Annotated in this window: 20 protein-coding genes; 12 read left to right on the forward strand and 8 right to left on the reverse strand. The window is 72.0% G+C overall.

Going from position 1 to position 19,679, the window contains the following annotated elements:
• Window positions 1-4: 4 nt before the first annotated feature.
• On the reverse strand, window positions 5-1,447 hold the full coding sequence (locus tag VFV67_RS05270; RefSeq protein ID WP_326467627.1) for a bifunctional glycosyltransferase/class I SAM-dependent methyltransferase: 1,443 nt from the start codon (window positions 1,445-1,447) through the stop codon (window positions 5-7).
• A 158-nt stretch (window positions 1,448-1,605) separates the two neighbouring features.
• Here VFV67_RS05270 and VFV67_RS05275 point away from each other — a divergent pair, with 158 nt between their 5' ends.
• Window positions 1,606-3,498: an arabinofuranosyltransferase gene (locus VFV67_RS05275; protein WP_326467629.1), complete on the forward strand. Its 1,893-nt coding sequence runs from the start codon at window positions 1,606-1,608 to the stop codon at window positions 3,496-3,498.
• Window positions 3,499-3,503: 5 nt separating this feature from the next.
• Here the strand turns inward: VFV67_RS05275 and VFV67_RS05280 are convergent, their stop codons facing one another.
• Window positions 3,504-4,742 carry an MFS transporter gene (locus tag VFV67_RS05280; RefSeq protein ID WP_326467630.1) on the reverse strand — a complete coding sequence of 413 codons (1,239 nt, stop codon included), beginning with the start codon at window positions 4,740-4,742 and terminating at the stop codon, window positions 3,504-3,506.
• An 88-nt stretch (window positions 4,743-4,830) separates the two neighbouring features.
• Between VFV67_RS05280 and VFV67_RS05285 the strand changes: the two genes are divergently transcribed.
• From VFV67_RS05285 to VFV67_RS05320, 8 genes are all read left to right on the forward strand, one after another.
• Window positions 4,831-5,829 (forward strand): DUF3558 family protein, encoded by a 999-nt coding sequence (locus tag VFV67_RS05285; protein ID WP_326467632.1) that lies wholly within the window; start codon window positions 4,831-4,833, stop codon window positions 5,827-5,829.
• 37 nt (window positions 5,830-5,866) lie between these two features.
• Window positions 5,867-6,868: a dihydroxyacetone kinase subunit DhaK gene (gene dhaK, locus VFV67_RS05290; protein ID WP_326467633.1), complete on the forward strand. Its 1,002-nt coding sequence runs from the start codon at window positions 5,867-5,869 to the stop codon at window positions 6,866-6,868.
• 6 nt (window positions 6,869-6,874) lie between these two features.
• Window positions 6,875-7,504 (forward strand): dihydroxyacetone kinase subunit DhaL, encoded by a 630-nt coding sequence (gene dhaL, locus VFV67_RS05295; RefSeq protein ID WP_326467634.1) that lies wholly within the window; start codon window positions 6,875-6,877, stop codon window positions 7,502-7,504.
• Window positions 7,501-8,163: a dihydroxyacetone kinase phosphoryl donor subunit DhaM gene (dhaM, locus tag VFV67_RS05300; RefSeq protein ID WP_326467635.1), complete on the forward strand. Its 663-nt coding sequence runs from the start codon at window positions 7,501-7,503 to the stop codon at window positions 8,161-8,163. Before dhaL ends, dhaM begins: the two co-directional genes overlap by 4 nt.
• 52 nt (window positions 8,164-8,215) lie before the next feature.
• Complete coding sequence (locus VFV67_RS05305; RefSeq protein WP_326467637.1) at window positions 8,216-9,196, forward strand: hypothetical protein; 981 nt, start codon at window positions 8,216-8,218, stop codon at window positions 9,194-9,196.
• Between the two features lie 10 nt (window positions 9,197-9,206).
• The gene (locus tag VFV67_RS05310; protein WP_326467639.1) at window positions 9,207-9,518 is read left to right on the forward strand and encodes a hypothetical protein; all 312 of its coding nucleotides are present in this window, start codon (window positions 9,207-9,209) and stop codon (window positions 9,516-9,518) included.
• A 9-nt stretch (window positions 9,519-9,527) separates the two neighbouring features.
• The gene (locus tag VFV67_RS05315) at window positions 9,528-10,547 is read left to right on the forward strand and encodes a hypothetical protein (RefSeq protein ID WP_326467641.1); all 1,020 of its coding nucleotides are present in this window, start codon (window positions 9,528-9,530) and stop codon (window positions 10,545-10,547) included.
• An 83-nt stretch (window positions 10,548-10,630) separates the two neighbouring features.
• Window positions 10,631-12,418 (forward strand): 3-hydroxybutyryl-CoA dehydrogenase, encoded by a 1,788-nt coding sequence (locus VFV67_RS05320; protein WP_326467643.1) that lies wholly within the window; start codon window positions 10,631-10,633, stop codon window positions 12,416-12,418.
• A gap of 10 nt (window positions 12,419-12,428) precedes the next feature.
• Here the strand turns inward: VFV67_RS05320 and VFV67_RS05325 are convergent, their stop codons facing one another.
• Window positions 12,429-12,638 (reverse strand): zinc ribbon domain-containing protein, encoded by a 210-nt coding sequence (locus VFV67_RS05325; protein WP_326467644.1) that lies wholly within the window; start codon window positions 12,636-12,638, stop codon window positions 12,429-12,431.
• A gap of 4 nt (window positions 12,639-12,642) precedes the next feature.
• Complete coding sequence (hisC, locus tag VFV67_RS05330; RefSeq protein WP_326467645.1) at window positions 12,643-13,704, reverse strand: histidinol-phosphate transaminase; 1,062 nt, start codon at window positions 13,702-13,704, stop codon at window positions 12,643-12,645.
• Between the two features lie 38 nt (window positions 13,705-13,742).
• Here hisC and VFV67_RS05335 point away from each other — a divergent pair, with 38 nt between their 5' ends.
• Both VFV67_RS05335 and VFV67_RS05340 read left to right on the forward strand, forming a co-directional pair.
• Complete coding sequence (locus VFV67_RS05335; protein WP_326467646.1) at window positions 13,743-14,495, forward strand: alpha/beta hydrolase; 753 nt, start codon at window positions 13,743-13,745, stop codon at window positions 14,493-14,495.
• On the forward strand, window positions 14,488-15,282 hold the full coding sequence (locus VFV67_RS05340; RefSeq protein ID WP_326467648.1) for an alpha/beta hydrolase: 795 nt from the start codon (window positions 14,488-14,490) through the stop codon (window positions 15,280-15,282). The genes VFV67_RS05335 and VFV67_RS05340 overlap by 8 nt, the downstream gene beginning before the upstream one ends.
• Here VFV67_RS05340 and VFV67_RS05345 read toward each other — a convergent pair.
• Both VFV67_RS05345 and VFV67_RS05350 read right to left on the reverse strand, forming a co-directional pair.
• Window positions 15,240-16,193 carry an adenylate/guanylate cyclase domain-containing protein gene (locus tag VFV67_RS05345; protein WP_326467650.1) on the reverse strand — a complete coding sequence of 318 codons (954 nt, stop codon included), beginning with the start codon at window positions 16,191-16,193 and terminating at the stop codon, window positions 15,240-15,242. The genes VFV67_RS05340 and VFV67_RS05345 overlap by 43 nt on opposite strands.
• On the reverse strand, window positions 16,190-16,642 hold the full coding sequence (locus VFV67_RS05350) for a universal stress protein (protein ID WP_326467652.1): 453 nt from the start codon (window positions 16,640-16,642) through the stop codon (window positions 16,190-16,192). Before VFV67_RS05350 ends, VFV67_RS05345 begins: the two co-directional genes overlap by 4 nt.
• Before the next feature lie 45 nt (window positions 16,643-16,687).
• Between VFV67_RS05350 and VFV67_RS05355 the strand changes: the two genes are divergently transcribed.
• Window positions 16,688-17,128 (forward strand): nucleoside deaminase, encoded by a 441-nt coding sequence (locus VFV67_RS05355; protein WP_326467654.1) that lies wholly within the window; start codon window positions 16,688-16,690, stop codon window positions 17,126-17,128.
• Between the two features lie 118 nt (window positions 17,129-17,246).
• Here VFV67_RS05355 and VFV67_RS05360 read toward each other — a convergent pair whose 3' ends face one another.
• Both VFV67_RS05360 and ccrA read right to left on the reverse strand, forming a co-directional pair.
• Window positions 17,247-18,272 carry a chromosome segregation protein gene (locus VFV67_RS05360; protein WP_326467655.1) on the reverse strand — a complete coding sequence of 342 codons (1,026 nt, stop codon included), beginning with the start codon at window positions 18,270-18,272 and terminating at the stop codon, window positions 17,247-17,249.
• 35 nt (window positions 18,273-18,307) lie between these two features.
• Entirely contained in the window at window positions 18,308-19,639 is a 1,332-nt protein-coding gene (gene ccrA / locus VFV67_RS05365) for a crotonyl-CoA carboxylase/reductase (protein ID WP_326467656.1), read from the reverse strand.
• Window positions 19,640-19,679 lie beyond the last annotated feature (40 nt).

Here is a 19,679-nt window from a genome sequence, read left to right on the forward strand (position 1 = left end):
GTCGTCAGGAAGGCTCGACAACGAGCGCCTCCTCGGCGTGCGGGGTCATCCGAAGGACGAACTGGTAGCCGAACAGGGTCGGCCGGGCACTCACCAGGCGGTCGTCGACCCGGCGCACCGCGCGCAGCGCGGGACCGTCCCCCGGTGAGACCACGCCGAGCGGCAGGCCGGTGGCCCGCTCCTCGAGCACGTCGAACCCGCACGAGTTGACCAGCCGGCGCAGGGTCGCCCGGGTGAAGAAGCGCAGATGGGTGTCGTCGAGGATGCCGCGCCGGTCATAGCCGAACAGCCCAAGCGCGGTCCGCGCCCGGGGGTACCAGTGCCCGAAGTTCGGCACCGACAGCACGACCTGCCCGCCGACCCGCAGGACGCGCAGGATCTCCCGCAGGATGTGCGCGGGGCTCGGCAGGTGCTCGATGACGTCGCCCGCGATGACCACGTCGAAGTCCCGGCCGGCCTCGTCCGGGATGCCCCGGGACAGGTCGGCCCGCACGAAGTCGTTCACCCGCTCGACCACGCCGGGAACCTCGATGGCGTCGACACCGGTGACGTGATGACCGGCCGCCCGCACCCGCTCGGCCAGCAGACCCCCGGAACAGCCGATGTCGAGAACCTTCGACGGTTTCAGGCCGGCCAGCATGTCCAGCATGACCGCATGAGAGGTGCCGTCGCCCTCCTTGAAGGCGTACTCGTCCGGCGTCGGGATCCACTCGGACACGCCGAACCCCTTGGCCGCCAACCGGTACTCGAGGACGTCCCGCACGACGTCCCTGGCGTAGCGCAATCCGTTGACGTAGCAGATCTCGCTGCCGTAGTAGGTCGGGATCGGGATCTCGACGATCCGTTTCCCGGCGTGCACCAGCTGGACGATGATCTGCGTGTCGAAGTCGAAGCCGTCGCTGTTGTGCTCGAACGGCAGCTCGCGCAGGGCCGCGAGGCGGTAGGCCCGGTACCCCGAGTGGAACTCGGTGAGGTTGGTGCCGAGCACACCGTTCTCGAACCGGGTGAGGATCCGGTTGCCGAGGCGTTTGTACAGCGGCATGCCGCCGCGCCGGGCCGCGCCGGTGGTCATCATGCGGGAGCCGAACACCGCGTCGCACTCGCCGCGGACCAGCGGTGCCACCATCTGCGGCAGCAGCTCCGGCGCGTACTGCCCGTCGCCGTGCAGCAGCACCACGATGTCCAGGCCGCGCCGCATGGCCAGCTGGTAGGCGGCCTTCTGGTTGCCGCCGTAGCCGAGGTTCTTGGTGTGCCGGACGACCAGGGTGGCCGGAGTGTCCACACGGGACGCCCAGCTCAGGCCGTGGCTGGCGGTGTCGTCGTGGCTGGCGTCGTCGAGGACGATGACCTCGGCGATCTGGTCCCGGAAGTCCTTCGGGATCCGGTCCAGGGTCGCCGAGAGCGTCGACGCGGCGTTGTAGGCGACGACCAGGATGCCGATCCGCACCAGCTACCCCCATGTGATCGGAAACCGCACGCACGGTGAACGTGGGTCGCATCCGCACAAACACGGCCGGGAACTGATCGCACGGCGGCGAACATCCACCCTTTCGGTTGTCACCTAATCAAATTCTAACCACTACTGGCTGTGGTTTACTGCGCGCCATGTCCGATCCGGCGAACAGCGTGGCCGCGGAGCGTGTCCCGGCGCCGGCATCCGACACCGCGGACGGCGGGTCCGGCCGGCACCGGTGGTTTCGCCGGCTGGTCACGTCTCCGGGGACGATCGCGGTCGGCACCTGGGCGGTGGCGCTGCCGTTCGCGTTCCTGATCCCGCGGCTGCTCGACCTCAACCCGTTCACCGCGCGGGGCGCGTTCCTGCCGGTCGCGGCCGGCGCGGTGCTGCTGGTCGCGGTCACCGCGCTGGCCTGGTGGCGCGGGGCAGGCGAAGCGATTCCGGCCGTCGCCGCCGGACTGTTCGGCGCCTGGGTTGCGCTGATGTTCCGGGCCTGGCTCGCCGGGACACCGCACGGCACCACCGGGCTGGCCGGCGACCGGGTCCGGGTGGCGGCGGCGGCGACCCGCTACGCCGTGACCCCGTGGTTCGCCGACCACTTCGTCGAGGAGTTGCCGCCGGAGTACCCGCCGCTGTATCCGTGGCTGACCGGCCGGCTCGCGGCTCTGCTCGACGTGCCCGCCTGGCGCCTGCTGGGGTTCGTGGAAGTCGGCGTCCTGTCGCTGTCGGTCGTGGTCGCGTTCCTGATGTGGTGCCGGCTGGCGCCGGCCGCGCTCGCGTTCCCGCTCAGCGCCATCTCGATCCCGCTGCAGGGTGATCCGCGCAAGGCGTTCGCCGTGATCACGCTCGTGGTCTTCGTGCCGTGGGTGATCTCGGCGTTCACCGAGCCGCCGCGCGGCCGCCTGCACTGGCTGCCGGCCGGGATCATCGGCGGTCTGATCATGCTGACCTACAACGGCTGGTTCCTGTTCGCCGGGTTCGGCGTGTTCGTCCTGATCTTCGTGACCTGGCGCCGGTCCGCCGAGCGGGGCCGGTACGTCCGGCACGTCCTGTTGCTCGGTGCCACGGCCTTCGTGGTGTCGGCTCCGTTCCTGGTGCCGTACTTCGGCACCGCGCTGACCCAGGGCGGTGAGTTGCTGAGCGACCTGTGGGCTCCGGGCGAGATCGCCGACAACGGGTTCCCGTTCCTCGAGCCGACGCTGATGGGTGCGCTGCAACTGGCCGGGCTGGCCGGGCTGCTGTGGTACCGCGGGCGGTTCTGGTGGTCCGGGCCGATGCTGTACCTGGTCCTCGGGGCCTACGCCTGGTGGCTGGTGCAGGGCGTCCGGTTCGTGTTCACCGGGCACACCGGGCTGTTCTACTACGCGTTCCTGATCTCTGCGACCGTGATGCTGCTCGCCGCGGTGCTGACGCTGGCCACGGCCGCGCCGGCGCTGGTCCGCAAGCTCCAACTGGTCCGGCCACCCCGGTCCGGCGTGGTGGCCGTGGCGTTGCTGATGGTGTGGCTCGGTTTCACCTACAGCCAGGACTGGCGCCCGGGAGCCGGGACGACCACGTTCAACGACTACGCCACCTGGGCCCACCTCGAGCCGCTGCCGGACTGCCGGTATCCCAAGTACGCCCCGCAGGACGGACGGTTCCCCTGCTACCCGGTGGAGCTGATCAGGACCGAGGTGGAGCAGGTGCGCGGCACGGGGGACCGCCCGCACACGCTGGCCACCAACGAGCGGCTCTTTGCCTACCTGCCATGGCGCGGCTACATGGGCATGGACCAGACTTCGGCCAACACGCTGGTGCGCTGGGATTCCCGCAACGCCGAGCTCGGCCGGCTGGCGTCGATCACCGACCCGGCCGAGTTCGCCCGGGCCACCGCCGACACCGCGTTCGGCCCGATCGACGTGTTCGTCCTGTACAGCCCCGAACCAGGCTCCTGGAAAATCCTGAACCACACCTTCGGCCCCCAGCAGTTCGACCCCGCCATCTGGTCGGTCACCGAACTCGAGCCCCACCAACTCGTCGTCATCACCCGCCGCCCGTCCTGAACGGGCTACCGGTAGCGCGTGGTGCTACGCCGGGCGGCTTCGATCTCGGCATTGCCGAACAGGCGCCACACGCACACCGTGAGGATGCCGAGGATGGCGGGGCTGAGCCAGAACGGGGCGGTGAGGCCGAAGGAGCGGGCGACAAGGCCGCCGAGGGCGGCGCCGGCGAGCAGGCCGGCGTTGGTGAGCAGGCGGTAGGCGCTGTGCACCCGGCCGAGCATGTCGGCCGGAGCGAGGGATTGGCGCAGGCTGGCTCCGATGGTGGAGAAGGTGAGCAGTTCGACGCCGAGCAGCCCCATCATGATCATGACCAGCGCGGGGGAGGTGGTGACCGCCAGCAGCGGCCCGGCCAGCGTCTCGATCACCAGGCCGGCGCGCAGCACGGTGCCGGTCCCGACCAGGGCGACCAGGCGGGCGGTGACCAGGCTGCCGGCGATCCCGCCGACCGCGGCGGCGGTGAGCAGCAGACCGTAACCGACCGGACCGAGGCCGAGGCGTTGCTGGGCGATGAGCACCAGCAGGGACAGCACCGCGCCGAGCATCAGGTTGGACACCGCGACCGTCACCGCGAAACCGCGCAGCAACCGGTGCCGCAGCAGCCAGCGCAGACCGTCGGCGATCGCCGCCCGCAGCGACACCCGGGGACGCTCCGGCGCCACCCGCACCGGCGAGAGCAGCAGCGACAACGCCGTGACCGCCGCGAACAGCAGCGCGTCCAGCGCGAACGGCAGCCAGGCGGCCAGCGCGAACAGCAGCCCGCCGAGGGGCGGACCGGCCAGCGACTCACCCAGCGTCCGGCTGGCCAGCATCCGGCCGTTGGCCCGCTCCAGCGACAGCGAGCCGTCCCGCACGGTCGCCGGCAGCATCGCCATCGACGCGTTGTCGTACAACACGCCCGCGCAGCCGACCAGCATGAAGATCACGTACAGCAGCGGCAGGCCGGGCTGCCCGACCGCGACCGCAGCGGCCAGCGCTGCCAGGCCGGCCAGCCGGATCACGCCGGAGGCGGTCATCAGCAGCCGGCGGTCCATCCGATCGGACAGCGCCCCGGTGGGCAACGCCAACACCACCCAGGGCAGCTGCTCGGCCATCATCAGCCCGGCGATCCGCACCGGATCGCTGGTCAGCGCCGCGGCCAGCAGCGGCCCGGCCACCGCGGTCACCCCGGTGCCCACGCCGGCCACCGTGCCAGCGGCCCACAGCCGACCGAACTCACCGGATGGTTCGCTCGCGAGCTTGCTCACGACCGCCCAGACGTGCCGGCCGGCCCGCCGGTTGTGAAAGGTGATGTTCGCCGCCCGCCGGCCGGCCGGCTCGATTACGGTCTAGGCCGTGTCCCGACGCAAGAGCCGGTTAGCCACGCTGGTGGTGGTGCTGACCCTGGCCGTGACCGGGTGCGGCGCCGAGGTGGACCTGGCCAAGACCACCTCCACCCGGACCACCGTGCCGGCCGCCCGCGGGATCGGATCGCCGAGCACCTCCACCGCGCCGAAGACCAACGACTCCGCGTTCGCCGCCGACAAGCTGCGCAAGCTCGACCCGTGTGCCCTGCTGAGCAACGAGGTGCTGTCCACCGTCGGCACGCCGGACGAGAGCGACTCCGCCGACTTCTCGCAGTGCTCGAACTACATGAAGGACAAGGACGGCCGGGAGCTGAACATCTCGCTGGAGATCGGTGAGGGGCTGATCGAGGATCCGGCCAAGGCGGGTGAGGACATCGGCGGCCTGCCGGGGTTCGAGAAGGAGCTGAACGACCGCACCGCGTGCTTCCTGACCGTGGTCACCGAGACCTCGCCGAACCGGGGGATCCGGATCCAGGTCGGTGGACAGGCCGGCGCCGGGCTGTGCGATGCCGGCCGGACCGTGCTGACGGCGGTGATCGACCGGATCCGCCGGGACCCGCCGCAGGCCCGCCCGGTCAAGGGATCGCTGCGCGAGCTGGACCCGTGCGGGCTGCTGACCGAGCAGGAGCTGACCCCGGCCCTCGGCGAGGGCGCCGGCGCCACGGCCACCAGCCTGCACTGGTGCACCTGGACCGAGGACGGTGCGGACGTCTGGCTGTGGCTGCGGGACGGCGTCGACCCGGTCACCGTGGCCGAACCGGAGAAGACCCGGAAGGTGGAGGTCGCCGGGATCAGCGCCGTCCAGGAGCTCGAGGAGGGCGACACGCCCAGCTGTGAGGTGTCCTGGGCGCACCTGAAGCTCGAGGACACCTTCGCCGAGGTGGTCGCGGTGTCGTTCCGCCGCTACGAGCCCAAGCCGGACGAGGACACCTGCGCCAAGGCCCAGGCGGTGGCGAAGGCTCTCGTCCCGAAGCTACCCAGGGGTTAGGGTCCCGGTGGATCGACGTTGATCTCGGGAGGCCGGCATGAAGAAGATCATCAATGACCCGTCGACCGTGGTGGTCGAGTCGCTGCGGGGCATGGCGGTGGCCCACGCGGACCTGATCCGGGTGGTGGAGGAGCCGGCCCTGGTGGTGCGGGCCGACGCGCCGGTCGCCGGCAAGGTGGCGATCGTGTCCGGCGGCGGGTCCGGCCACGAGCCGCTGCACGGCGGGTTCGTCGGCCGGGGGATGCTCGACGCGGCCTGCCCGGGCGCGGTGTTCACCTCCCCGACGCCGGATCAGGTGCAGGCGGCGATCGAGCAGGTCGACGGTGCTGCCGGGGTGCTGCTCGTGGTCAAGAACTACACCGGCGACGTGCTGAACTTCGAGACCGCCGCCGAGTTGGCCGCGGCCGACGAGATCGAGGTGCGCACGGTGGTGATCGACGACGACGTCGCGGTGAAGGACTCGCTCTACACCGCGGGCCGGCGCGGCGTCGGCGGCACCGTGCTGCTGGAGAAGATCGCCGGTGCGGCCGCCGAGCGCGGCTCCGATCTGGACACCGTCGAGCGGGTGGCGAGCAAGGTGATCGCCGGCGTCCGGTCGATGGGCATGGCGCTGGCCGCCCCGACCGTGCCGCACGTCGGTGAGCCCAGCTTCGACCTCGACGACGGCGAGATGGAGGTCGGCATCGGCATCCACGGCGAGCCCGGCCGGGCGCGGATGCCGCTGGAGGGCGCGGACGCCATCGTGGAACGGCTGGTCGAGGCCGTGGTGACCGACCTGCCGTACCAGAGCGGCGACCGGGTGCTGCTGTTCACCAACTCGATGGGCGGCACCCCGCTGATCGAGCTGTACCTGGCGCACGGCATCGCCGAGCGGCTGCTGGCCGATCGCGGGATCGTGGTGCAGCGGCGCCTGGTCGGCCCGTTCATCACCAGCCTTGAGATGCAGGGAATGAGCCTCACGCTGCTGAAGCTCGACGACGAGCTGCTCGAGCTGTGGGACGCCCCGGTGCACACGCCTGCGCTGCGCTGGGGCGGGTGAGCGCCGGTGGGCTGCACCGCGGAGCGGGTGGCCGCGGCCGTGCGGGCCGCGGCCGCGGTGATCGCCGAGCACCGCGACGAGCTGGTCCAGCTGGACCGCGCGATCGGCGACGGTGACCACGGCGAGAACATGCGGCGCGGCTTCGACGCCGTGCTGTCCAAACTGGACGGATCCACTCCGGACACGCCGGGCGCGGTGCTCAAGCTGGTGGCCACCACGCTGATCTCCACGGTCGGCGGGGCGGCCGGACCGCTCTACGGCACCGCGTTCCTGCGCGCCGCCACGTCGGCCGGCACGGCCGCCGAGCTGGACCCGGCCGCGGTCGCCGGTGCCCTGCGGGCGGCGCTGAACGGCGTGGTGGCCAGGGGCAAGGCGGAGCTCGGCGACAAGACCATGGTGGACGCGCTCGAACCGGCGGTGCGCGCGGCCGAGCAGGCCGGCTCCGACGTGGCCGCGCTGCTGGACGCGGCGGCCACCGCGGCGGCGGCCGGCGCCGAGTCGACCGTGCCGCTGGTGGCCCGCAAGGGCCGGGCGTCCTACCTCGGCGAGCGCAGCGCCGGCCACCTGGACCCGGGCGCCCGGTCGACCGCGCTGCTGCTGCGCGCGCTGGCCGACGCGGCGGGCGGCGGGCGGTGACCGCCCGGGTCGGGCTGGTCCTGGTCTCGCACAGCGCCAGCCTGGCCGCCGGCGTGGCCGAACTGGCCGGGCAGATGGCGCCGGACGTGCCGCTGCACCCGGCCGGCGGCCTGCCGGACGCAACCCTGGGCACCGACTTCGATGCAGTGTCCGCCGCGCTGGCCGCCGCCGACACCGGGGCCGGCGTGGTGCTGCTCTACGACCTCGGCAGCGCCCGGATGGTCGCCGACCTGGCGGTGGAGGCGCTGGCCGAGCCGGACCGGGCCCTGGTGGTGGACGCGCCGCTGGTCGAGGGCGCGGTCGCGGCGGCGGTCGCCGCGCAGGGCGGCGCGGACCTGGCCGGCGTGGCCGCGGCCGCGGTGCGCGGCCCGGCCACCGATGCCGCCGCCGACCCGGCAGACGCCGTGGAAATCCCGCTCACCAACGAGATCGGCCTGCACGCCCGGCCGGCCGCGCTGCTCGCCCGGGCCGTGGCCGAGCTGGACGCGGCGGTGACCGTCGCGTTCGGTGACAAGCAGGCCGACGCCCGCAGCGTGCTCGCCCTGATGGCGCTCGGCGCCCGCGGCGGCGACGTGGTGCGCGTCTCGGCCACCGGCCCGCAGGCCGATCAGGCCGTGCGCGCCGTGCGTGAGCTGGCCGAACGCGGTTTCGAGGGGTAGTCGACGAACCGGTTCCGGTGTGGCATTCTCTGCGGTCCGACCGTCTCTGGGGGTGCCCGTGATCCGACTGCTGGCCGCCTGCGCGCTGTTGCTCTGCGTGACCGGCTGCGGCACGGCCCTGCCCGGCACCGCCGTGCCGAACGAGACGGCGGCCGAAGAGGCGGCCGAGCCGCTCACCGCCAAGGCCGCGCTCGGCGACTTCGCCACCATCGACTACTGCAGCCTGACCGACGCCAACGCCGTGCCACAGCGGCTCGGCTCGGTCGCGGTGCTGCCGCGCGGCGCCTACGACGAGTGCCGGCTGTCGGTGCAGAAGGACGGTGTCGACACCGAGGTGCGGCTGGGCAGCCTCCAGGAGGAGGACCACCTCACCAACTCGGAGTACACGCTCGACGGGCGGGTGCTGCCCCGCGGCCTGCGGGTCTACCGCGGGACCGAGACCGGAGGCAAGGTCCTCCGGTGCGTGCTGTACCTGCGCTTCGCCGACCGGATCCTGCTCACCATCGACACCTGGACCCGTGAACCGGGCGGGGACAGGTGCGCGGTCGCGGACGCGGTGCTCGCCATCGCGGTGGACCGGGCGGCGGCGAAGCGGGTGCGGCACCACGACGTCGGCGCCCGGACGCTGTTCCGGACCGACGCCTGCGACATGTTGTCGGTCGAGGTGGTCCGCGCCCGGACCGGCCTGCCCGATCTGCTGGCGTCGCGGAGCCTGACCCGGCACGTCTGCCGGTGGTACCACGCGTACCCGGGGGACGTCGCGGTCGACCTGTACCTCGGACCGGCCGAGTCGACCTGGACCGGGGACACCGTTGAGGAGACCCTGGCCGGTCACCGCACCCTGGTCACCGCGTCCTTCGTCGGGCGGGACGGCGTCGCGGTGTGCGCGGTGGAGACCAGCATCGTCGCGGTGCCCCGGCCGGCGGTGAACGAGTCGGCGGTGCTCTGGGTCGAGCTGCCCAGACCGGCCACCGACGCCTGCCGGCCGGCCCGGGAACTGGCGAGCGAAGTGTGGGCCAAACTGCCGTGGTGACGTTCTGGGGGTGCACACGATCCGGTTGTTGTCCGTCGCCTGCGCGCTGCTCGTCCTGGCCGGCTGCGCGAAACCGGTGGCCGGCACGGCCGGGCCCGACGAGCGGGCGGCCACCCCACTGACCGCGCAGGCGGTGTTCGGCGACTACCGGACCGTCGACTACTGCAGCCTGGTGGACCGGGCGGCGCTGCCGGACGGCATCGTCGGGGACAGCGCGGCGCCGGTGAACTCGTTCGACAACTGCGAGTTCCTGCGGCCCGGCGCGGGAACTCGCCGCGGAAGTCTGGGCGAAGCTGCCCTGGTGACCATGCGGACATGGTGAGATGTCCGCATGGTTGGTGGATTGCGCCGGCTGACCGGTGCGCTCGCGGTGCTGCTGCTGGTTTCCGGCTGTGCCACGGCAATCAGCGGCTCGCCGAGACCGGCGCCGGATGCCGGCAAGACCGGCCGATCCACGCCGGCCAGCGCGCGCCCGGCCACGGACACCGCGGCCGGCCTGCTCGGCGAGCTGACCACGATCGATCCGTGCAGCCTCACCGACACCAAGGACCTGTCCTCGTTCGGCACGGTCGAGGTGGGCGAGCCGGACTCGCTCGACGACTGTCTGATCGAGATCAAGACCTCGGCGCCGGTGCCGGTGGCGCTGTACGTGGGTGGTCTGGACCGCTCCGAATCCTGGCCGGAAATCAACGTCAAGCGCGGCCGGGACCTGGCGAACGGGCTCAAGGTCGTCGAGTACGACACGGATGACACGTACTGCAACCATCTTGTGGTCTTCCCCGACGGGATCACGTTGTCGGTCAACGCTTCGATCTACGAGGGCACCGAGCGCAGGCTGTGCGACATCGTGACGTCCGCGGTGGACACCGCGGTCGAGGCGATCAAGGACGGCGACGTGCGGCACCGCGACTACGCCCGCAACTCGCTCGGCCGGATCGACCCGTGCGAGCTGGTGCCGGATGCCGCGGTGGCCGCGGTTCCCGGCCTTGGCACCTCCGTGCGCCCCAAGGACTACCCGGCCGAGCACGGCTGCGCCTGGACCGCCGCGGACAACTCGGTGCGGCTGCGGGTGATGTTCATCGCCGGGCAGCCGCCCAAGCCGACCGGTGAGGGAGCCGGCGAGAGCCAGGTCGCCGGGCGCGCCTCGGTGCTCAGCCCCACGCCGGAGGCGGGCGCGTACGTGTTCTGCGGGCAGCAGACCGGGCACATCGCGTTCCGGGCCGAGGGGCAGTCCGGTCTGGTCGAGATCGCCGCGGTGTTCGTGCGCATGAAGGAGGGCCAGATCGACGCGGCCTGCAAGGCGGCGACCGACGTGGCCACCCTGGTGTGGCCGAAGCTGCCGCGCACGTGACGTGAGCCACGAGGGTCCTGCCGGTCAAGTTACCGGCAGGTAGCATCCGAACCACCCGCACTGCCGGGACATCGGAGGTTGCCGTGGCGCGCGAGTTCAACACCGTCGGGGTCGTCGGCCTCGGCACGATGGGGGCCGGTATCGCCGAGGTCCTGGCTCGGGCCGGAATCGCGGTGATCGGGGTCGAGCTGGACGCCGAGGGCCTGGCCCGCGGTCGCGGCCACATCGAGCACTCCACGTCCCGGGCGGTCGCGCACGGCAAGCTCGACGAGTCGGGCCGGACCGAGCTGCTCGACCGGATCAGCTACACCACCTCGCTGTCCGATCTGACCGAAGTGGACCTGGTCGTCGAGGCCATTCCCGAGCAGCTGGAACGCAAGGCCGCGGTGTTCCAGGAACTTGAGCAGATCTGCCGGCCGGATGTGATCCTCGCCTCGAACACGTCCTCGCTGTCGGTCACCGAGATCGGTGTCCACACCGGACGGCCGGGCAAGGTGGTCGGGGTGCACTTCTTCAACCCGGCGCCGGTGCTCAAGCTGGTCGAGGTGGTCCGCACCGTGGTCACCGAGCCGGACGTGATCTTCGACGTGGTGGACCTGCTGCACCGGCTGGGCAAGGAGCCGGTGGTGATCGGTGACCGGGCCGGGTTCATCGCCAACGCTCTGCTGTTCGGCTACCTCAACCACGCGGCATCGATGTACGAGGCGCGCTACGCGACCCGGGAGGACCTGGACGCGGCCATGCGCCACGGCTGCGGCTACCCGATGGGCCCGCTGGCCCTGCTCGACCTGATCGGCCTCGACACCGCCTACGAGATCCTCGAGACGATGTACCGCCAGTCCCGCAACCGGTTGCACGCGCCGGCGCCGATCCTCAAGCAGATGATCACCGCCGGGCTGCTCGGCCGGAAGAGCGGGCGCGGCTTCTACAGCTACGACGCCCCGGACTCGCCGACCGTGGTGCCCGACGCCGAGACCCCGCGCCCGGCGACGGAGTCGGCGGCCGGCGGGCGCGAGGTGCAGCGGGTCGGCGTGGTCGGCACCGGCACGATGGCCACCGGCATCGTCGAGGTGTTCGCCAAGCGCGGGATGGACGTGGTGCTGCGTGCCCGCAGCGCGGACAAGGCGGACGCGGCGATCGCCGTGGTGCGCAAGTCGCTGGACCGGCAGGTGGCCAAGGGCCGGCTGGCCGAGGCGGACCGGGACGCGGTGCTCGGCCGGATCGGCCGGGCGGTCGAGTTCGAAGAGTTGGCCGACTGCGACCTGGTGATCGAGGCGGTCGCCGAGGACCTGGCGATCAAGCAGGCGGTGTTCGGCGCGCTGGACGAGGTGGTCAAGCCGGGCGCGATCCTGGCCACCACGACCTCGTCGCTGCCGGTGATCGCCTGCGCCGCGGCCACCACCCGGCCGGCGGACGTGATCGGCCTGCACTTCTTCAACCCGGCGCCGGTGATGAAGCTGGTCGAGGTGGTGCGCACGATCTCGACCGCCGACGACGTGGTGGCCAGCGCGGACGCGATCTGCCGCAAGGTCGGCAAGCACCCGGTGCACTGCGGCGACCGGGCCGGGTTCATCGTCAACGCGCTGCTGTTCCCGTACCTCAACGACGCGGTCAAGATGCTCGAGGCGCACTACGCCGAGGCCGACGACATCGACGTCGCCATGAAGGTGGGCTGCGGCCTGCCGATGGGCCCGTTCGAGCTGCTCGACGTGGTCGGGCTGGACGTGTCGCTGGCCATCGAGCGCACCCTGTTCAACGAGTACCGCGACCCCGGCCTTGCGCCGGCCCCGCTGCTGGAGCACCTGGTCACCGCCGGCCGGCTGGGCCGCAAGACCGGCAAGGGCTTCCGGGACTACGGCCGGTCCGCCTGACCCGCCCGGCTCAGCCGCAGCAGCCACCGCCGCAACAGCCGCCCCCGCCACCGGCTGCGGGGGCCGGGCCCGCGCCGCCGGTCAGCCCGGCCATGGTCAGCAGCTTGACCGTGTCGTCGTGCCCGTCCGGGCAGGTCGCGGGTGCGGCGGACTCGGCCATCGGCCGCTGCACGTCGAAGGTGGAGCCGCACTCGCGACACCGGAACTCATAGGTTGGCACGGACCTATTGTGCCCTGCCCGGGAACGTCCGGGCCGCCGCCAGGAAGGCGTCGTTCTCCTCGCGCAGGCCGATCGTGACCCGGGCGCCGTCCCCGGCGAACGCGCGGACCAGCACCTTCTGGTCGACGCAGTGCTCGTTGAACGCCACCGTGCGCTCGGCCAGCGGCAGCCAGACGAAGTTTCCCTGCGACTCGGGCACCTCGTAGCCCATCGCCAGCAGCTCGCCGCGGACCCGGTCCCGCTCGGCGATCACGACCTGACACCGGGCCAGCAGCTCGTCGGCGGCGTCCAGCGTGGCCAGCGCCGCGGCCTGGGCCAGCCGGCTCACCGAGAACGGGATGGCCACCTTGCGCATCCCCGCGGCGACCTGCGCCGGCGCCACGGCGTACCCGGCCCGGGCCCCGGCCAGCCCGTAGGCCTTGGAGAAGGTGCGCAGCAGGGCCAGGTTCTCCCGGTCGGCGGCCAGCCGCAGGCCGTCCGGCACGTCCGGGTCGGTGTTGAACTCCCGGTACGCCTCGTCCAGCACGACCAGCACGTGGTCGGGCACCGCGGCCAGGAACCGGTCCAGCTCGGCGGCGTGCAGCACGGTGCCGGTCGGGTTGTTCGGCACGCAGGTGAACACCACCCGGGTGCGGTCGGTGATCGCGGCCAGCAGCCCGTCGAGGTCCTGCCGGTGGTCGGCGGTCAGCGGCACCCGGCGCTCGGTGGCGCCGGCCACCTGGGTGAGGATCGGGTACGCCTCGAACGAGCGCCAGGGGAACACCACCTCGTCACCCTGCTCGCACATGGCCTGGATGATCTGCTGGCACAGGCTGACCGAGCCGGCGCCGATGCTGATCCGCCCGGCGTCCATGCCGAGCCGGCCGGACAACCGGTCCAGCAGGTCGTCCGATGACCACTGCGGGTAGCGGTTGACCTCGGCGGCGGCCTCGGTGATCGCGGCCAGCACGGAGTCCGGAGGAGGGGTGGCCACCTCGTTGCTGGACAACACCACGGCGCCGGGGATCTTGCGGCCCGGCACGTAGTCGGGGATCGCGGCCAGGTCGGCTCGCACGGTGATGGGCATGGCTCGCATCATGTCACCGCCTGGATAGTCTCGTTATCGTGAGTTCGGTCCATATCGGCGGCAACACGTGCCTGCCGGCCCGGCGCGAGCCGGTCACCCTGACCACCGCGGACGGGCTGCGGCTGGTCGGCGAGCTGGCCGTGCCGGCCGACCGCCCGCCGGTCGCCACCCTGGTCTGCCTGCACCCGCTGCCCACCCACGGCGGCATGATGGACTCCCACCTCTATCGCAAGGCCGCCTTCCGGCTGCCCGCGCTCGCCGGCCTCGCCGTGCTCCGGTTCAACACCCGCGGCACCGCAAGCGAGGCCGGCCGCAGCGACGGCGCGTTCGCCGAGGGGGTCGACGAACGCCTCGATGTCGCCGCCGCCCTGGACTTCTGCCGCACCCGCTCGCTGCCCGACGTCTGGCTGCTCGGCTGGTCCTTCGGCACCGAGCTGACCCTCATGCACGGCCTGGACCCGTTGGTGCACGGCGCCATCCTGGTTTCCCCGCCGCTCAAACGCGCCACCCAGTCCGACCTCGAATCCTGGGCCGCGTCCGGCAAACCCGTCGTCTGCCTGGTCCCCGAACTCGACGACTACCTCCGCCCGGCCGAGGCCCGCGCCCGGTTCGCCACCATCCCGCAGGCCAAGGTGATCGACTTCCCGGGCGCCAAACACCTCTTCGTCGGAGCGGCCGAACCGGTCCTGGACGCCATCGTCGCCACCGTCACCCCGGACACCCCCACCCCCCTGCCGCGCTCCTGGTCCGGCGACCACGAGAACATCAAGGTCAAGATCGTCGATGGGTGATCAGATGCCGTGGCTGCCGTTGGTGTTGTTGCCGGCGTTTCCGTTCGACGGGCGGATGTGGGACCGGGTGCGGGCCGGCTTGGCGGATCACGTCGAGATGGTCACGCCGGATCCGCGTGGGTTCGGGCGGCCGGTGGGGGCGGCGGAGCCGGATGTCGGAGTGCTGGCAAGGGACGTGCTGGACCTGCTGGACGAGCGCGGGCTGGACCGGGTGCTGCTCGGCGGGTGCTCGATGGGCGGGTACGTGAGCATGGCGGTGCTGCGGGCGGCGCCCGAGCGGGTCGCCGGTCTGTTGCTTGTGGACACCAAGCCGACCGCGGATCCCCAGCAGGCCAAGGAGAACCGGTTCGCCATGGCGGAGCGGGCGGAGCGGGACGGCCTGGCCGGCTGGTTCGCCGAGGACATGCTGCCGGTGCTGCTCGGCGCGGCCAGCTTGGAGAGCCGGCCGGACGTGGTGGAGACCGTGCGCCGGCTCACCGGTGCCGTCGAACCCGGGTCGGTGGCCTGGGCCCAGCGCGCCATGGCCGCCCGGCCGGACTCCTGCGGCGCGCTCCGCGCGGCCGACATCCCGGCGCTGGTGCTGCACGGCGAGCAGGACGCGCTCATCCCGCTCGAGTCCGCGCGGGCGACTGCCGAGCTGTTGCCCCAGGGTGAGCTGGTCGTGCTGCCGGACACCGGGCACCTACCGCCGCTCGAGGCACCCGCCGAGGTCGGCATGGCGATCACCGAGTGGCTGGAGCGCAATCACGAGCTTCTGCGGAGCAGCGCGGGGCGCAACCGGGCGTAGCCGCGGACCGAGACCGGGCGCCGGGGACGCACCAGGTAGCGGGCGTCCGGCTCGAGCGACTCGGCCAGTTCGCGGTCGATCAGCACCGAACCGGGCCGGGCCACCGAGGTCAGCCGGGCGGCCAGGTTGACCACCGAGCCGTAGATGTCGCCGAACCGGCTGAGCACCCGCCCGTAGGCCAGGCCGACCCGCAGCGGCGGCAGACCGTCGGCGTGGCCGGCCCGCTCCAGCAGGTCCAGGGCCAGCTCGGCGCCGGCCTCCGGGTCGTCGGCCACGAACAGCACCTCGTCGCCGATCATCTTGACGATCCGGCCGTGGTTCTCGGCGACCACCTGGGCGGTCAGGCCGTCGAACCGGTCGACCACCTCGACCAGCTCGGCCTCGCTGGAGCGCCGGGTGAACGAGGTGAAGCCGACCATGTCGGCGAACCCGACCACCTGCCGCCGGGCCGCCGCGTCCTCCTCGGTCGCCCCCAGGCCACGGGCGTACGCGGCGAGATGGCGCCGCCAGGCGAAGTTCTGCAGGTGCTCGAGGTCCGGCACCAGCCGTCGCACGAACCCGACCAGGTCGTCCTCGTCTGCGGCCAGGCCCGGATTGGCCTGCATGATGTCGCGCAGCATCGTGAACTGCGACTCGGCCAGCCGGGACATGTGCTGGCCGAGCATCCGGGCGGTCGCGGTGGCCTGCGCCGGATCGGTGATCCCGGCCCGAACCAGCTCACCGGCGATCCGCAGCGCGGCCAGGTCGCTCTCGGTGAACACCCGCGCGTCGTCGTCGACGGTGGCGAACCCGAGCGAGTGCCACAGCTCGGTGGCCCGCTCGACCGGCACGCCGGCCCGCGCGGCCACCTCGGTCCGGGTGTACGTGCGCGGCCCGCCGAGCAGGAAGTCCTCGATCCGTTCCTGGATCACGTCGTGTGCACGACCAGCACGTCCACCCCGGCCTTGCGGGCCGCTTCGGCGGGCACCGATCCGAGGATCCGCCCGGCCAGCGTGTTCAGCCCGCGGTTGCCGACCACCAGCAGGTCGGCGGCGTGCTCGCGGACCAGCCGCACCAGCGTCGGCACCGGCTCGCCGTCCACCACGGTGGTGTCGATCGTCTGCGCGCCGGCGGACCGGGCCCGCTCGGCGGCCGTGCGCACCGCCTCCTCGGCCGGCGAGGACCCCACCACCTGATAGGCGACGTCCGCGCCGAGCTGGTCCTGGAGCCGGGCCACGTCTTCCGGCCGGGACGGGTGGTACGCGCTCGCGATCACCAGCGTCGCGCCGGTGTCGGCGGCGATCGCGGCGGCGCGGTCCACCGCGCGGAACGAGGAGTCCGAGCCGTCGGTGCCGACGACGATGGTCTTGTATGCCGCCATGGGGCTTCCTCCAGTATCGGCCTACTGGCGGGTAATGTACCGCTTATGGATCTCGCCGACATGATGGCGCTGGCCCGCGCCGAGGCGGAGGCGGGCCTGGCCGAGGGCGGAATTCCCATCGGCGCGGTGCTGTTCGGTCCGGACGGCGAGCCGTGGGGCCGCGGCCGCAACCGGCGGGTGCAGGACGGCGACCCGTCGATGCACGCGGAGACCTCGGCGTTCCGCGCGGCCGGCCGGCGGCGCGGCTACCGCGGCACGACCATGGTCACCACGCTGTCGCCGTGCTGGTTCTGCAGCGGCCTGGTGCGGCAGTTCGGCATCTCCCGGGTGCTGATCGGCGAGGCGACCACGTTCTCCGGCGGCCACGACTGGCTGGCCGAGCACGGCGTGGAGATCACCATCCTGAACGACCCGGAATGCGTCGCGCTGATGACCGCGTTCATCGCCGAACACCCCGACCTGTGGTCCGAAGACATCGGGGAATGACGAGGGCCAACCAACGCAACCTAAGGGGCACCGTGACGGCATCCAGCCACAATCACTCCGTAATCCGCACATTCGCTGGGACGTAACGACAGCAGTTAATCCCGGAGAGGCGGAACAGCTAGCGCGGGCGTGCGGTTTCGATCGTCTTTGTCGGGTCTTCGACCGGGCGGAAGACTTGAGTGGCTGCCTCGGTGTCGGCCGGCTCCGGGTCCTCGCCGGGCATTGGATCCAGGGCGGGGGCCGCGTTCTCCAGGGACAGGTGGGCGTCGGCGAGCAGGTCGCGGGCCGCGTTGAGCTGGTCGGCGAGCTTGGTGCGCAGCGCCTGCAGCGACGTGACCCGTTGTGCCGCATGGGAGATTCGCCGGTTGGCCTCCTCGGTGGCCTCGCGCACCCGGCGGTGTGCCTCGTCGGTGGCCTCGCGCAGCCGGGTGGTCGACTCGTTGATCGAGTCCTGCCGGCGCTTGGTGGCCTCCTCGGTGGCCTCGCGCACCCGGCGCTCGGCCTCGGACTTGCTGGTCGCCTCCTGCTCGGCGAGCCCGCGCATGGCCTCGGTGCGCCGCGCCGCCATGGCGATCTCGAAGTCCTCCTCGACCTGGGTGCGCCGCTGCTGCGCCTCGTTGTCCAGCCGGACCCGCTCCTCCTCGGCCCGGCGCTTGGCCTTGGACGCCTCCACCCGCACGCTCTCCAGCTTCGCCGCGTGCTCGGCGTCCAGCTCGGCGCGGCGCTCGTCCAGCTCGGCGAGCCGCTTCTCGTAGCGCTCGCGCAGCTCCGCGACGTCGGCCTCGGCCTTGACCCGGATGTGCTCGGCCTCGGCCGCGGCGCGCGCCTTGGTCTCGGTGGCCTCGTCCTGGGCCAGCTTGAGCATCCGCTGCAACCGCTCGCTCAGGCCCTCCAGCGTGGTCGGCGGCAGCGCGAGCCGCTCGACCTGGCCGCGCAGCTGGTCGATCTCGCCGCGCGCCGCCTCGAGCTGGCGGGCCAGGTCGTCGGCCTGCGCGGCGATGTTGTTGCGGTCCGCGGACAGCATGAGGACCTGGTTCTGCACCTGTTCGAGGTGCTCGTCCACCTGCATCCGGTTGTAACCGCGCTTCGCCACGTCGAAGCCGGGTCCCAGCGGTACGAGATCGTGATCCGCGCCAAGAGCCATGTGCACTACGCTACCGCGCACCCCGCGTGCGGGCCTTACACACCACGGAATCGGTTGATCTGACCGAGAAGTTTGTTGCGCATTTCGTGATCGGTGACGCCGAGACCCTCTTGCGGCGCAAGGCAGAGCACGCCGACCTTGCCCTGATGGGCGTTGCGGTGCACATCGTGCGCGGCCTGCCCGGTCTGTGACAGGGGGTAGACCTTCGACACCGTGGGGTGAATTTGCCCGCGAGCGACGAGCCGGTTGGCCTCCCACGCCTCGCGGTAGTTCGCGAAATGCGAGCCGATGATCCGCTTGAGATTCATCCACAGATAGCGGTTGTCGTAGGAGTGCATGAACCCGCTGGTGGACGCACAGGTGACGATCGTGCCGCCGCGCCGGGCCACGTAGACGCTGGCGCCGAAGGTCTCCCGGCCCGGGTGCTCGAACACGATGTCCGGGTCCTCGCCGCCGGTCAGCTCCCGGATCCGGGACCCGAACCGTTTCCATTCCTTGGGATCCTGGGTGTGCTCGTCGGACCAGAACCGGTAGCCCTCGGCGTTCCGGTCGATGATCAGCTCGGCGCCCATCGCCCGGCACAGCTCGGCCTTCTCCGGGCTGGACACCACGCACACCGGGGTGGCCCCGCCGTTGAGAGCGAACTGGGTGGCGTAGGAACCGAGGCCGCCGGAGGCACCCCAGATCAGCACCGTGTCGCCCTGCTTCATGGCGGCGCCGTTGGTCGACACCAACTGCCGGTAGGCGGTGGAGTTGACCAGGCCGGGGGAGGCGGCCTCCTCCCAGCTCAGGTGCGCCGGCTTGGGCATCAGCTGGTTGGCCTTGACCAGGGCCAGTTCGGCCAGGCCGCCGAAGTTGGTCTCGAAGCCCCAGATCCGCTGCTCGGGGTCCAGCATCGTGTCGTTGTGCCCGTCCGGGTGCTCCAACTCGACCGACAGGCAGTGCGCGACCACCGCGTCGCCGGGCTGCCAGGCGTTGACGCCCGGGCCGGTGCGCAGCACCACGCCCGCCAGGTCCGAGCCGACCACGTGGTAGGGCAGGTCGTGCCGCTTGGCCAGCGGTGAGCTCCGGCCGTAGCGGCGCAGGAAGCCGAACGTGTCCAGCGGCTCGAAGATCGACGTCCAGACGGTGTTGTAGTTGATGGCGCTGGCCATCACCGCAACCAGGGCCTCACCCGGGCCGAGCTCGGGCGTGGCCACCTCCTCGATGTGCAGCGACTTGCGTGGGTCCTTGTCCGCCGTGGCGAGGCCCTCGAACATGTCGACCTCGTCGGCGTGCACGGTCACCGCGCGATATTGCGCCGGCACCGGAAGGGAGCCGATTTCGGTGAGCTCGTTCGCCAGAATCGCGTCGAGGATTTTCTGCATGGACCGGATGTTACCGACCAGTAACGGTTCAGAGCGACGT

The organism is Actinophytocola sp. (genome assembly GCF_035762905.1).
GTDB lineage: Bacteria > Actinomycetota > Actinomycetes > Mycobacteriales > Pseudonocardiaceae > DASYTH01.

What these genes read in the sequence shown, in the direction of transcription:
- VFV67_RS05275 (WP_326467629.1), top strand. Translation starts at nt 1,606, where the DNA reads ATGTCCGATCCGGCGAACAGCGTGGCCGCGGAGCGTGTCCCGGCGCCG.
- dhaK (WP_326467633.1), top strand. Translation starts at nt 5,867, where the DNA reads ATGAAGAAGATCATCAATGACCCGTCGACCGTGGTGGTCGAGTCGCTG.
- VFV67_RS05315 (WP_326467641.1), top strand. Translation starts at nt 9,528, where the DNA reads ATGGTTGGTGGATTGCGCCGGCTGACCGGTGCGCTCGCGGTGCTGCTG.
- hisC (WP_326467645.1), bottom strand. Translation starts at nt 13,704, where the DNA reads ATGCCCATCACCGTGCGAGCCGACCTGGCCGCGATCCCCGACTACGTG.
- VFV67_RS05340 (WP_326467648.1), top strand. Translation starts at nt 14,488, where the DNA reads ATGGGTGATCAGATGCCGTGGCTGCCGTTGGTGTTGTTGCCGGCGTTT.
- VFV67_RS05350 (WP_326467652.1), bottom strand. Translation starts at nt 16,642, where the DNA reads ATGGCGGCATACAAGACCATCGTCGTCGGCACCGACGGCTCGGACTCC.
- VFV67_RS05355 (WP_326467654.1), top strand. Translation starts at nt 16,688, where the DNA reads ATGGATCTCGCCGACATGATGGCGCTGGCCCGCGCCGAGGCGGAGGCG.
- VFV67_RS05360 (WP_326467655.1), bottom strand. Translation starts at nt 18,272, where the DNA reads ATGGCTCTTGGCGCGGATCACGATCTCGTACCGCTGGGACCCGGCTTC.
- ccrA (WP_326467656.1), bottom strand. Translation starts at nt 19,639, where the DNA reads ATGCAGAAAATCCTCGACGCGATTCTGGCGAACGAGCTCACCGAAATC.